Origin of the sequence: Enterobacter cloacae complex sp. 382A5, from assembly GCF_050031095.1 — a bacterium.
Classification (GTDB): Bacteria; Pseudomonadota; Gammaproteobacteria; order Enterobacterales; family Enterobacteriaceae; genus Enterobacter; species Enterobacter cloacae.
The window spans coordinates 1,543,205-1,557,103 of sequence record NZ_JBLGVK010000001.1; the positions used below are offsets into that span (position 1 = coordinate 1,543,205).

A 13,899-nucleotide genomic window follows, 5' to 3' on the forward strand; every position below is an offset into this window, starting at 1 on the left:
TTAAGCATTTTCTTCTGTCACCTGCCTGCGGGCAGGTCCAGAATAGAAAACGGAAACCCCATTTCGGGATGACGTATTTTAAGGAACAACAATGAAAAAAATCGCAATCGCCTGTGCATTACTCACCAGTTTTGTCGCCAGCAGCGTCTGGGCTGATGCGGCCAGCGACCTTAAAAGCCGCCTGGATAAAGTGAGCAGCTTCCACGCCAGCTTCACGCAAAAAGTGACTGACGGCAGCGGTAATGCGGTGCAGGAAGGCCAGGGCGATCTGTGGGTAAAACGCCCAAACCTTTTCAACTGGCACATGACTCAGCCGGATGAGAGCATCCTGGTCTCTGACGGCAAAACCCTGTGGTTCTTCAACCCGTTTGTTGAGCAGGCAACCGCCACCTGGCTGAAAGATGCGACCAGCAACACGCCCTTTATGCTGATAGCCCGTAACCAGGCCAGCGACTGGCAGCAGTATAATATTAAGCAGAACGGTGATGAGTTTGTCCTGACGCCAAAAGGCAGCAACGGCAACCTGAAGCAGTTCACCATCAATGTAAGCACCAACGGTACCATCAATCAGTTCGGCGCCGTTGAGCAGGACGATCAGCGCAGCAGCTATCAGCTCAAATCACAGCAAAATGGCGCTGTCGATGCATCTAAATTTACCTTTACCCCGCCGCAGGGCGTAACGGTGGACGACCAACGTAAGTAAGAGGCATGAGTGGGCAACCTGTCGCTCGATTTTTCAGATAATGCGTTTCAACCTCTGGCCGCGCGTATGCGGCCAGAAAATTTAGCTCAGTATATTGGTCAGCAGCACCTGCTGGCTGCGGGTAAGCCGTTGCCGCGGGCCATTGAAGCCGGGCATCTGCACTCGATGATCCTCTGGGGACCACCCGGTACCGGTAAAACCACGCTTGCTGAAGTGATCGCCCGCTACGCTAACGCGGACGTCGAGCGCATCTCGGCCGTCACATCTGGTGTGAAGGAGATCCGCGAGGCAATTGAGCGCGCGCGGCAGAACCGTAACGCCGGGCGACGAACCATCCTCTTTGTGGACGAAGTCCATCGCTTTAATAAAAGTCAGCAGGATGCATTCCTGCCGCACATCGAAGACGGCACCATCTTCTTCATCGGTGCCACCACCGAAAACCCGTCATTTGAACTCAACTCGGCACTGCTTTCCCGGGCGCGCGTCTACCTGCTTAAATCGCTCACCACCGAGGATATTGAAAACGTCCTCACCCAGGCGATGGACGACAAAGCCCGCGGCTATGGCGGACAGGGCATTATCCTGCCTGACGACACGCGTCGGGCAATTGCGGAGCTGGTCAACGGCGATGCGCGGCGGGCACTGAATACCCTGGAAATGATGGCCGATATGGCCGAAGTCGACGACGCCGGCAAACGGGTATTAAAATCGGAACTGTTGACCGAAATTGCCGGTGAGCGTAGCGCCCGTTTTGATAACAAAGGCGATCGCTTTTACGATCTGATCTCGGCGCTGCATAAGTCGGTACGCGGCAGCGCGCCGGATGCCGCGCTTTACTGGTATGCACGCATTATCACTGCCGGTGGCGATCCGCTGTACGTCGCGCGTCGCTGTCTGGCGATTGCCTCAGAAGATGTTGGCAATGCCGATCCGCGCGCCATGCAGGTGGCGCTTTCGGCCTGGGATTGTTTTACTCGCGTCGGGCCGGCAGAAGGTGAGCGCGCTATTGCTCAGGCGATTGTCTATCTGGCCTGCGCGCCGAAAAGTAATGCCGTCTATACCGCATTCAAAGCGGCCATGTCGGATGCGCGTGAGCGCCCGGACTACGATGTGCCGGTGCATCTGCGTAATGCGCCAACGAAGCTGATGAAAGAGATGGGTTACGGGCAGGAGTATCGTTACGCTCACGATGAACCCAACGCTTACGCGGCCGGGGAGGAGTATTTCCCGCAGGAAATGGCACAAACCCGCTATTATCACCCCACAAACAGAGGTCTTGAAGGCAAGATTGGCGAAAAGCTCGCCTGGCTCGCCGGACAGGATCAAAATAGCCCTATAAAACGCTACCGTTAGTTCAGTCGTTGCGGTAATGTTGGCATTGTATCCCTGTGGCCGCAGGCTGTGGCCACATTTTCCTATTTTAATTCGATAAGCACAGGATAAGCATGCTCGATCCCAATCTGCTGCGTAATGAGCCAGACGCAGTCGCTGAAAAACTGGCACGCCGGGGCTTTAAGCTGGATGTAGATAAGCTGCGCGCTCTTGAAGAGCGTCGTAAAGTTCTGCAGGTACAAACTGAAAATCTGCAGGCAGAGCGTAACTCTCGATCGAAGTCCATCGGCCAGGCGAAAGCGCGCGGGGAAGATATTGAGCCATTACGCCTGGAAGTGAACAAACTGGGTGAAGAGCTGGACCAGGCGAAAGCTGAGCTGGAAGTTCTTCAGGCCGAAATTCGTGATATCGCCCTGGCTATCCCGAACATTCCTGACGACAGCGTTCCTGTCGGTAAAGACGAAAACGACAACGTTGAAGTGAAACGCTGGGGTACGCCTCGTGAGTTCGACTTCGAGGTTCGCGATCACGTTACTCTGGGCGAAATGCACGCGGGCCTGGACTTTGCGGCAGCCGTGAAGCTGACCGGTTCTCGCTTCGTGGTGATGAAAGGTCAGATTGCTCATCTGCACCGTGCGCTGGCACAGTTCATGCTGGATCTGCACACTGAGCAGCACGGTTACAGCGAAACCTACGTTCCGTATCTGGTTAACCACGATACTCTGTACGGTACCGGACAACTGCCGAAATTTGCCGGCGATCTGTTCCATACCCGTCCGCTGGACGAGGAAGCCGACAGCAGCAACTACGCGCTGATCCCAACCGCGGAAGTGCCGCTGACCAACCTCGTGCGTGATGAGATCATCGACGAAGACGACCTGCCAATCAAACTGACGGCGCACTCTCCGTGCTTCCGCTCTGAAGCGGGTTCTTACGGCCGTGACACGCGTGGTCTGATCCGTATGCACCAGTTCGATAAAGTTGAGATGGTACAGATCGTTCGTCCGGAAGAGTCCATGGACGCGCTGGAAGAGATGACCGGCCACGCGGAGAAAGTGCTGGAGCTGCTCGGCCTGCCGTACCGTCGTATGGCGCTGTGCACCGGTGATATGGGCTTTGGCGCCTGCAAAACCTTCGATCTGGAAGTGTGGGTACCTGCGCAGAACACCTACCGTGAAATCTCCTCCTGCTCTAACGTCTGGGATTTCCAGGCGCGTCGTATGCAGGCACGCTGCCGCAGCAAGTCCGACAAGAAAACCCGTCTGGTGCATACCCTGAACGGCTCTGGTCTGGCTGTTGGCCGTACGCTGGTTGCCGTGCTGGAAAACTATCAGCAGGCAGACGGACGTATTGAGATCCCTGAAGTGCTGCGCCCATACATGAAAGGCCAGCAGTACATTGGCTAATTCTTTGCCTTACAACAAAAAAGCGCCTTTTGGCGCTTTTTTTATACCCTCGGTTTGATACGACGCAATACCCCCTCCCTCTAAAGTAGTAATACTCCTGCGAATGAAAGCCAGCATAAAACACGCATAACGCATTAGCTCGTTATATATAAAACTATATCGCGGTTAATTCCGCCCCTTATTCTTTGTGAGCAACCAAAGTGAGTCTTTATGAAAATCAAAGCGCCTGAAGCGTTAATGGCTGCCGAGGTCACTCGCCGTGGGTTGATGAAAACCACGGCAATTGGCGGTCTCGCCGTTGCCAGCAGTGCCTTCACTCTCCCTTTTACCCGACTGGCGTCGGCGGCGGATGCGTTGTCCCCGGCTACGGCCCCGGAAAACGTGGTGTGGAGCGCCTGTACCGTAAACTGTGGTAGCCGTTGTCCATTACGTATGCATGTGGTGGATGGCGAGATCAAATACGTCGAAACCGACAATACCGGTGACGATAACTACGACGGCTTGCATCAGGTTCGCGCCTGTCTGCGTGGCCGCTCAATGCGCCGCCGGGTTTATAACCCGGACCGTCTGAAGTACCCGATGAAACGCGTCGGTAAGCGCGGGGAAGGGAAGTTCGAGCGCATCAGCTGGGATGAAGCTTACGATATCATCGCCAGCAATATGCAGCGTCTGATAAAAGAGTACGGTAACGAATCCATCTACCTGAACTATGGCACCGGAACGCTCGGGGGAACGCTGACCCGCTCCTGGCCACCGGGTAAAACGCTGGTGGCGCGCTTGATGAACTGCTGCGGCGGTTATCTCAATCACTACGGCGACTACTCTTCTGCACAGATTGCTGCCGGCCTGAACTACACCTACGGTGGCTGGGCAGACGGTAACAGCCCGTCCGATATCGAAAACAGTAAACTGGTGGTGCTTTTCGGTAACAACCCCGGTGAAACGCGGATGAGCGGCGGTGGGGTAACCTATTACCTTGAGCAGGCTCGCGCCAAATCTAACGCCCGGATGATCATCATTGATCCGCGTTATACCGATACGGGGGCAGGCCGGGAAGATGAGTGGATCCCCATTCGCCCGGGCACCGATGCGGCGCTGGTCAGCGCGCTGGCGTGGGTCATGATCACCGAGGACCTTGTCGATCAGCCATTCCTCGATAAATACTGCGTCGGCTATGACGAGAAAACCCTGCCCGCCAGTGCGCCTGCCAACGGGCATTACAAGGCGTATATTCTGGGCCAGGGCAGTGACGGCGTGGCGAAGACCCCGGAGTGGGCATCAAAAATCACCGGGATACCGGCGGAACGTATTGTCCAGCTGGCGCGTGAAATCGGTTCAGCGAAACCGGCCTATATCAGCCAGGGCTGGGGGCCACAGCGTCACGCGAATGGCGAAATCGCCACTCGTGCTATTTCGATGCTGTCCATTCTGACCGGTAACGTGGGTATTAATGGTGGGAATAGTGGCGCGCGCGAAGGTTCCTATTCGCTACCGTTTGAACGGATGCCAACCCTGGAAAACCCGGTTCAGACCAGTATCTCCATGTTTATGTGGACCGACGCCATTGAGCGCGGGCCGGAGATGACCGCCCTGCGCGATGGCGTACGGGGCAAAGACAAGCTGGATGTGCCGATCAAGATGATCTGGAACTACGCCGGTAACTGCCTTATTAACCAGCACTCGGAGATCAACCGCACCCACGAAATCCTGCAGGATGACAAGAAGTGCGAGATGATTGTGGTGATCGACTGCCACATGACCTCATCGGCGAAATATGCGGATATTCTGCTGCCGGATTGCACCGCCTCGGAGCAGATGGATTTCGCGCTGGATGCCTCCTGCGGCAACATGTCCTACGTGATCTTCACCGACCAGGCCATCAAACCGCGTTTCGAGTGCAAAACTATCTATGAGATGACCTCTGAGCTGGCGAAACGTCTTGGTGTCGAACAACAGTTCACAGAAGGCCGCACTCAGGAAGAGTGGATGCGTCATCTGCATGAACTTTCCCGTAAAGCGATCCCTGACCTGCCGGATTTCGATACCTTCCGCAAGCAGGGCATCTATAAACAGCGCGATCCGCAAGGGCACCACGTGGCGTACAAAGCCTTCCGCGACGATCCGCAGGCGAATCCGCTGACCACGCCATCGGGCAAAATCGAGATTTACTCCGAAGAGCTGGCAAACATTGCCGCAACCTGGGAATTGCCGGAAGGGGATGTTATCGATCCCCTGCCGATCTACACGCCCGGGTTTGAAAATTATAACGATCCGCTGACCGCAAAATTCCCGCTGCAACTGACCGGATTCCACTACAAAGCGCGCGTTCACTCCACTTACGGCAACGTTGATGTGCTGAAAGCCGCCTGCCGCCAGGAGATGTGGATTAACCCGACGGATGCGAAAGCGCGAGGCATCAGCAATGGCGATCGTGTGCGTATCTTTAACGATCGCGGCGAGGTGCATATCGAAGCCAAAGTGACGCCCCGCATGATGCCTGGTGTTGTCGCGCTGGGGGAAGGCGCGTGGTACTGCCCGGATGCAAACCGCATCGACCAGGCTGGCAGTATTAACGTACTGACCACGCAGCGCCCATCGCCGCTGGCGAAAGGCAACCCGTCCCACACAAACCTTGTTCAGGTTGAGAAGGTGTAAGGAGTAACCGATGACAACCCAGTATGGATTTTTTATTGATTCCAGCCGTTGCACCGGGTGCAAAACCTGCGAGCTGGCCTGCAAGGATTACAAAGACCTGACCCCGGACGTCAGCTTCCGCCGGATCTACGAATACGCGGGCGGCGACTGGCAGGAGGATAACGGCGTCTGGCATCAGAACGTCTTTGCCTATTACCTGTCGATTGCCTGTAACCACTGTGAAGACCCGGCCTGTACCAAAGTGTGCCCGAGCGGGGCAATGCACAAGCGTGACGACGGGTTTGTGGTGGTGAATGAGGATGTCTGCATCGGCTGCCGCTACTGCCATATGGCCTGTCCGTACGGTGCGCCGCAGTACAACGCCGCCAAAGGCCACATGACCAAGTGCGACGGCTGCCATGACCGCGTCGCAGAAGGCAAAAAGCCGATTTGCGTGGAGTCCTGTCCGCTGCGGGCGCTGGACTTCGGCCCGATTGACGAGCTGCGTAAAAAACACGGCCAGCTTGCGGCCGTCGCGCCACTGCCGTCCGCGCACTTCACCAAGCCGAGCATTGTGATTAAACCTAACGCCAACAGCCGCCCGACGGGAGATACCACCGGCTATCTGGCAAACCCGAAGGAGGTGTGAGATGGGAAGTGGATGGCATGAATGGCCGCTGATGATCTTCACGGTCTTTGGGCAGTGCGTGGCGGGTGGCTTTATTGTGCTCGCGCTGGCGTTACTGAAAGGCGATTTGAAAGCTGAACAGCAGCAGCGCGTGGTGCTGAGTATGTTTGGTCTGTGGGTGTTGATGGGGATCGGTTTTATTGCCTCTACGCTGCACCTCGGCTCGCCAATGCGCGCGTTCAACTCTCTCAATCGCGTGGGGGCATCCTCACTGAGTAACGAAATTGCCAGCGGGGCGATCTTCTTTGCCGTCGGTGGGCTGGGTTGGCTGCTGGCAGCCCTGAAAAAGCTTCCTGCGGGGCTGCGCAACGTGTGGCTGATCGTGACAATGGTGCTGGGCGTGGTCTTCGTGTGGATGATGGTGCGGGTTTATAACACCATCGATACCGTTCCCACCTGGTATAGCGTCTGGACGCCAATGAGTTTCTTCCTGACGATGTTTATCGGTGGGCCGCTGCTGGGCTACCTGCTGCTGCGCGTGGCGAGTGTGGACGGCTGGGCGATGCGTCTGCTCCCTGCCGTTTCGCTGTTGGCGCTGGTGGTGAGCACGATGGTTGCGCTGATGCAGGGCGCTGAGCTGGCAACCATTCACAGCTCCATTCAGCAGGCCTCAACTCTGGTGCCAGATTACGGTTCTCTGATGGCCTGGCGTGTGGTGTTGCTGGCTGTTGCGCTGGTGTGCTGGATTGCCCCTCAGCTTAAAGGTTATCAGCCCGCACTGCCGTTACTGTCAGTGGCCTTTGTGCTGGTGCTGGCAGGGGAGTTGATCGGTCGCGGTGTGTTTTACGGCCTGCATATGACGGTAGGCATGGCTATCGCCAGCTGATTTGATTTTTCGTTATAAAAAGCCGGGACATAGCGCCCGGCTTTTCTTTTTTCCATCATGAAATTTTTCGACTGATGTTTGGTATTAAAAATCCCCTGAAATAAATAAAAACAACCAGATAATTAATATCAGTAGCAGACTTTGCATTAGCAGGATGAGTTTTTTAAATCGACATGGCACATATCGTGCGTGACGCCTGAATCGGTGGATTGACTTTGTTTTTGCCAGTGGCATGATGCGCACGAAATCTGAACTTCCTCACGGTTTTTAATCCATGACCATCTATACCCGGCCAGTGCTCCTGTTGCTCTGTGGCCTGCTTTTGTTGACCCTGGCGATCGCAGTGTTGAATACGCTCGTCCCGCTATGGCTTGCCCATGAAAACTTACCAACCTGGCAGGTGGGTATGGTCAGTTCGTCCTTTTTCACGGGGAACCTGCTGGGCACCCTGATGACGGGGAGCCTGATTAAACGCGTTGGCTTTAACCGCAGCTATTATCTGGCCTCGCTGATTTTCGCTGCCGGATGTGCCGGGCTGGGCCTGATGGTCGGTTTCTGGAGCTGGATGATCTGGCGCTTTATCGCTGGCGTAGGCTGCGCGATGATTTGGGTCGTGGTGGAAAGTGCGCTGATGTGCAGCGGTACCTCGCGCAACCGGGGACGTCTGCTGGCAGCGTATATGATGGTCTATTACGTCGGAACCGTGCTTGGGCAATTAATGGTCAGCAAACTGCCGACCGACCTGATGAGCGTTCTGCCGTGGGTAACGGGCATGGTCCTGGCGGCGATCCTGCCGCTGCTCTTTACACGCATTGTGAATCAGAACAGTGAGCATCAGGAAGCGACCCACGTCTGGCCGATGCTGAGACTGCGACAGGCGCGTCTGGGCGTGAACGGCTGCATCATCTCCGGGATTGTTCTGGGGTCGCTTTATGGTCTGATGCCGCTCTACCTGAACCATCAGGGCGTCAGTGATTCCGGGATCGGCTTCTGGATGGCGGTAATGGTCAGCGCGGGCATCGTCGGACAGTGGCCGATTGGCCGTCTGGCAGACCGTTTTGGGCGTCTGCTGGTATTGCGCGTTCAGGTCTTCGTGGTGATCATGGGTTGCCTTGCCATGCTCAGCAATGCCGCGATGGCGCCAGCGCTGTTTATTCTGGGGGCGGCAGGCTTCACACTTTATCCGGTCGCGATGGCCTGGGCCTGTGAAAAAGTTGAACATCACCAGCTGGTGGCGATGAACCAGGCGCTGTTATTAAGCTATACCATTGGCAGTTTGCTGGGGCCGACATTCACCGCGATGCTGATGCAGAATTATTCCGACAATTTGCTGTTTATCATGATTGCCAGCGTGTCGTTTATTTATCTCTTAATGCTGCTGCGTAAAGCGGGCGAACATCCCACGCCAGTGGCGCATGCCTGATGAATTAAAAGCCAGTCATTGACTGGCTTTTTTGTCCCCATCACATATAAGAATTTTACGCATTGTTTGTTTATCGCGCCAGGCGATAATTCAGGTGAGTTCTAACACCAAAAGGCAGCAATCATGGCTACACGTCGTTTAACCACTACCGCACTGGCAGTAGTGTTGTCTTTAACGTTTGCTACAGCACCGGTCATGGCTAACCCTGGAAACGGGAATGGCGGTGGTGGTCACGGTAACAGTGGCGGACAAGGTAATGGCGGTAATCACGGCAACGGGAATTCCGGCAATCATAGCAACGGAATGTCCGATACTCATGGCAATAAAAAAAGTGGTATGGACAACCCGGGTAAATCGAATAAAAGCGTCAGCGATGATGTCGATGCTCGCGTGAGCTTCGATCATGCTCGCCATCTGGCAGTGAATTATGGATTAACGGGGTATGAATCGCTGCCTCCGGGCATCGCTAAAAACCTCGCGCGCGGCAAACCACTGCCTCCAGGTATTGCGAAGAAAACCGTGCCAGCCTCCATGCTGGGCCAGCTCCCTAACTATCCTGGCTATGAATGGCGCGTGGTCGGTGACGATCTGGTCCTGGTTGCGCTGAGTACTGCGATTGTGACTTCCATTATTAATGGTGTCTTTAAATAAAATACAAAAAGGCCCGGTTCTCACCGGGCCTCTTCTTTAATACATGACCTTGTGTCCGTATTGTTCCAGAATACCTTTCACGCGCTCCATCGTCTCTTTCTTCGGCGGCTTAACGCCATCAAGCTTATATTCTTCACCCATCGCCACCCATTTATGTTTACCCAGCTCATGGTAGGGCAGAAGCTCAATTTTCTCGACGTTGCCCATATCGCGGGTAAATTCGCCCAGGCGATGTGCGGAATCATCATCATCAGACCAGCCTGGAACGACGACATAGCGGATCCAGGTTTTGATGCCCTTGGCTGAAATATATTTGGCGAACTCCAGCGTACGGTGGTTGGATACGCCAACCAGGTTCTGGTGGATCTCATCATTCATCTGTTTGAGATCGAGCATGACCAGGTCGGTGACTTCAAGCAATTCATCGATGACCGGATCGTAGCGGCGCACAAACCCGTTCGTGTCGAGGCAGGTGTGTATGCCTTCTTTGTGGCAGGCGCGAAACCAGTCGCGCACAAATTCCGCCTGAAGAATGGCTTCACCACCGGATGCGGTGACGCCCCCGCCGGACGCGTTCATAAAGTGGCGGTAAGTCACCACCTCTTTCATCAGATCTTCAACGGTCACTTCTTTGCCGCCGTGCGTATCCCATGTGTCACGGTTGTGGCAGTACAGGCAGCGCATCAGGCAGCCCTGGAAAAAGGTGATAAAACGGATGCCCGGGCCATCAACAGTGCCACAGGATTCAAAGGAGTGAATGCGACCAATAATTGACATTGCGGTGATATCTCCGAATTTGGCCCATCCCGGGGCCTGTGTTGATGCACAGCTCAAAGGCTATGTCGAGTCTGTTTTGGCTGTTATCCATTCAGTATAGATAGCGGCCAAAAGAGACTGGGGTGGGGAAGAAAAAGGCCCCACTGACGTGGAGCCTTTATTGTACGCTTTTTAACGCGTGATTTCAGTCAATTCCAGTTACATGGACTGAGTGAAAGTACGGGTGATAACGTCCTGCTGCTGTTCTTTAGTCAGGGAGTTAAAGCGTACTGCGTAGCCAGATACACGGATGGTCAGCTGAGGATATTTCTCAGGGTGTTCCATCGCGTCGAGCAGCATTTCACGGTTCATGACGTTCACGTTCAGGTGCTGACCACCTTCGATGGACGCTTCGTGGTGGAAGTAACCATCCATCAGACCCGCGAGGTTGGTTTTACGCACTTCGTCGTCTTTACCCAGCGCGTTTGGCACGATAGAGAAGGTGTAAGAGATACCATCTTTCGCGTAAGCAAACGGCAGTTTTGCAACGGAAGTCAGAGAGGCAACCGCACCTTTCTGGTCACGACCATGCATTGGGTTAGCACCTGGGCCAAATGGCGCGCCAGCACGACGACCGTCTGGGGTGTTACCGGTTTTCTTACCATACACAACGTTAGAGGTGATGGTCAGAACAGACTGAGTCGGGATAGCGTTACGGTAAGTGGTCAGTTTCTGAATTTTCTTCATGAAACGTTCAACCAGGTCAACCGCCATGTCATCAACGCGAGCGTCGTTGTTACCAAACTGCGGATATTCGCCTTCGATTTCGAAGTCGATAGCCAGACCGTCTTCGTCACGAATTGGTTTAACTTTCGCATATTTGATAGCAGACAGGGAGTCAGCAGCAACGGACAGACCTGCGATACCACACGCCATGGTACGGATAACGTCACGGTCATGCAGCGCCATCAGAGAGGCTTCGTAGCTGTACTTGTCGTGCATGTAGTGGATAACGTTCAGTGCAGTAACGTACTGTTTCGCCAACCAATCCATGAAGTGATCCATGCGATCCATGACTTCGTCATAGTTCAGCACATCGCCTTTGATTGGTTCAGACTTAGGACCAACCTGCATTTTCAGTTTTTCATCAACGCCGCCGTTGATAGCGTACAGCATGGTTTTCGCCAGGTTTGCACGTGCACCGAAGAACTGCATTTGTTTACCAACAACCATTGGGCTTACGCAGCATGCGATAGCGTAGTCGTCGTTGTTGAAGTCCGGACGCATCAGGTCATCGTTCTCATACTGCAGAGAAGAGGTGTCGATGGACACTTTAGCGGCGAATTTCTTGAAGTTCAGAGGCAGTTTTTCAGACCACAGAACGGTGATGTTTGGCTCCGGAGAAGGACCCATGGTGTACAGGGTGTTCAGGAAGCGGAAGCTGTTTTTGGTGACCAGAGTACGGCCATCTACGCCCATACCACCGATAGATTCGGTTGCCCAGATTGGGTCACCAGAGAACAGTTCATCATACTCTGGGGTACGCAGGAAGCGAACCATACGCAGTTTCATGACCAGGTGGTCAATCATTTCCTGAGCGTCTTGCTCGGTGATTTTACCTGCTTTCAGGTCACGTTCGATGTACGCGTCCAGGAAGGTGGATACACGACCGAAGGACATTGCTGCACCGTTCTGAGACTTAACTGCGGCCAGGTAGCCGAAGTAGGTCCACTGGATAGCTTCCTGAGCGTTAGTTGCAGGACCAGAGATATCGCAGCCATATTTAGCAGCCATCTCTTTGATCTGACCCAGCGCACGGTGCTGTTCAGCGATCTCTTCACGCAGACGGATAGTCGCTTCCAGGTTTACGCCGTTTTCCAGATCGGACTGCAGGGAAACGAACTGCGCGTATTTGTCTTTCATCAGGAAGTCGATACCGTACAGCGCAACGCGACGGTAGTCACCGATGATACGGCCACGGCCGTAGGCATCTGGCAGACCAGTCAGAACACCGGATTTACGGCAGTTCAGAATGTCTTTGGTATAAACATCGAATACACCCTGGTTGTGGGTTTTACGGTATTCGGTGAAGATTTTTTTCAGCATTGGGTCCAGCTCGCGGTTGTACGCTTTGCAGGAACCTTCAACCATTTTGATACCACCGAACGGGATGATCGCACGTTTCAGTGGTGCTTCAGTCTGCAGACCAACGATTTTCTCAAGGGCTTTGTTGATGTAACCAGCATCGTGAGAAGTGATGGTGGAAGCAACGGAGGTGTCAAAATCAACTGGCGCGTGAGTGCGGTTTTCCAGTTTTACGCCTTCCATTACGCTGTCCCACAGCTTGGTGGTCGCTTCAGTTGCGCCAGCCAGGAAGGATTCGTCACCTTCATACGGGGTATAGTTTTTCTGAATGAAGTCACGTACGTTTACTTCATTCTGCCAGTCACCTTTTGCAAAACCTTCCCAGGCTGTGGCTAACTTTTCATTAAGCTCGGACATGTAACACCTACCTTCTTAAGTGGATTTTTTATTTACTGCCTGAGATAACCATCAATGATGATCGTCGCCACGCAGGTAAATGACCCAGTATGTCAACCCAACTAACAGACCCCCACCGATAATGTTCCCGATAGTGACAGGGATCAGGTTATCAGTAATGAAATTCATAATAGTCAGGTGAGAGAAACTTTCCGGGGTTGAACCAACTGCAGTCCAGAACTCCGGGCTCGCAAAGTTGCGGATTACAATACCCATTGGGATCATAAACATGTTCGCGATACTGTGCTCGAAGCCGCTGGCAACAAACATCGCAACCGGCAGAACCATAATCATGGCTTTGTCCATCAGGCTACGGCCGGAGTAACTCATCCATACCGCCAGACAGACCATCAGGTTCGCGAGGATGCCAAGTGCAACCGCTTCGATAAATGTGTGGTGCATTTTGTGGTCCGCGGTCTGCAGGACGTTCAGTCCCCAGCCACCGTTGGCGGTCATATACTCGCCAGAGAGCCACATCAACAAAACAAAGAGCAGACAGCCAATCAGGTTACCAACATAGACGTTAAGCCAGTTGCGCGCCAGTTGACCCCAGGTAATTCTTCCGCTGGCTTTTGCTACGACAATCAGCACCGTTGAGGTGAAGAGGTCGGCGCCGCAGATAACGCACAGAATCAGACCCAGTGAGAAGCAAATGCCGCCAATCAGTTTGGCCATGCCGTAAGGCATCGCGGCAGTACCGGTGGTGGCAGTGATGTAGAAGACGAACGCGATAGAGATGAACACACCAGCCGTGATCGCCAGATAGAACGTCTTCATCGGGTGTTTCGTTGCTTTATAGACACCTGCTTCTTCGGCCACTTTGGCCATCGCAGCAGGGAGTAAAAGATCAAAAGGGTTGTCAGCTTTCACACTAACTCTCTCTTTATTAAGTCGGCGACGAGATACTAACAAAGCATTATAGAAGAGAAATTGATATAG

11 protein-coding genes are annotated in these 13,899 nt (G+C 53.9%); 8 read left to right on the plus strand and 3 right to left on the minus strand.

The genetic code is table 11. The features are described from left to right. Positions 1-91 precede the first annotated feature (91 nt). From lolA to ACQG2G_RS07295, 8 genes are all read left to right on the plus strand, one after another. A complete protein-coding gene (lolA, locus tag ACQG2G_RS07260; RefSeq protein WP_013097319.1) occupies positions 92-703 on the plus strand; it encodes an outer membrane lipoprotein chaperone LolA in 612 nt (203 codons plus the stop codon). A 9-nt stretch (positions 704-712) separates the two neighbouring features. Further along, entirely contained in the window at positions 713-2,056 is a 1,344-nt protein-coding gene (gene rarA, locus ACQG2G_RS07265) for a replication-associated recombination protein RarA (RefSeq protein ID WP_061771454.1), read from the plus strand. A 92-nt stretch (positions 2,057-2,148) separates the two neighbouring features. After that, positions 2,149-3,441: a serine--tRNA ligase gene (gene serS / locus ACQG2G_RS07270; protein WP_061771453.1), complete on the plus strand. Its 1,293-nt coding sequence runs from the start codon at positions 2,149-2,151 to the stop codon at positions 3,439-3,441. Positions 3,442-3,651: 210 nt separating this feature from the next. Further along, positions 3,652-6,096: a dimethylsulfoxide reductase subunit A gene (gene dmsA, locus ACQG2G_RS07275; RefSeq protein WP_248078484.1), complete on the plus strand. Its 2,445-nt coding sequence runs from the start codon at positions 3,652-3,654 to the stop codon at positions 6,094-6,096. A 10-nt stretch (positions 6,097-6,106) separates the two neighbouring features. Then, positions 6,107-6,724, plus strand: coding sequence for a dimethylsulfoxide reductase iron-sulfur subunit DmsB (gene dmsB / locus ACQG2G_RS07280; protein WP_029882994.1), 618 nt, complete (start codon positions 6,107-6,109; stop codon positions 6,722-6,724). Between the two features lies 1 nt (position 6,725). Beyond that, positions 6,726-7,589 carry a dimethyl sulfoxide reductase anchor subunit family protein gene (locus tag ACQG2G_RS07285; RefSeq protein ID WP_061771786.1) on the plus strand — a complete coding sequence of 288 codons (864 nt, stop codon included), beginning with the start codon at positions 6,726-6,728 and terminating at the stop codon, positions 7,587-7,589. A gap of 274 nt (positions 7,590-7,863) precedes the next feature. Further along, positions 7,864-9,012 (plus strand): MFS transporter, encoded by a 1,149-nt coding sequence (locus tag ACQG2G_RS07290; protein ID WP_013097314.1) that lies wholly within the window; start codon positions 7,864-7,866, stop codon positions 9,010-9,012. 123 nt (positions 9,013-9,135) lie between these two features. Continuing rightward, the gene (locus tag ACQG2G_RS07295) at positions 9,136-9,663 is read left to right on the plus strand and encodes an anti-virulence regulator CigR family protein (RefSeq protein WP_248078481.1); all 528 of its coding nucleotides are present in this window, start codon (positions 9,136-9,138) and stop codon (positions 9,661-9,663) included. A 36-nt stretch (positions 9,664-9,699) separates the two neighbouring features. Here the strand turns inward: ACQG2G_RS07295 and pflA are convergent, their stop codons facing one another. From pflA to focA, 3 genes are all read right to left on the minus strand, one after another. After that, on the minus strand, positions 9,700-10,440 hold the full coding sequence (pflA, locus tag ACQG2G_RS07300; protein ID WP_014831281.1) for a pyruvate formate lyase 1-activating protein: 741 nt from the start codon (positions 10,438-10,440) through the stop codon (positions 9,700-9,702). A gap of 198 nt (positions 10,441-10,638) precedes the next feature. After that, positions 10,639-12,921: a formate C-acetyltransferase gene (gene pflB, locus ACQG2G_RS07305; protein ID WP_013097311.1), complete on the minus strand. Its 2,283-nt coding sequence runs from the start codon at positions 12,919-12,921 to the stop codon at positions 10,639-10,641. 51 nt (positions 12,922-12,972) lie between these two features. Next, entirely contained in the window at positions 12,973-13,830 is an 858-nt protein-coding gene (gene focA, locus ACQG2G_RS07310) for a formate transporter FocA (protein ID WP_013097310.1), read from the minus strand. Positions 13,831-13,899: the final 69 nt, after the last annotated feature.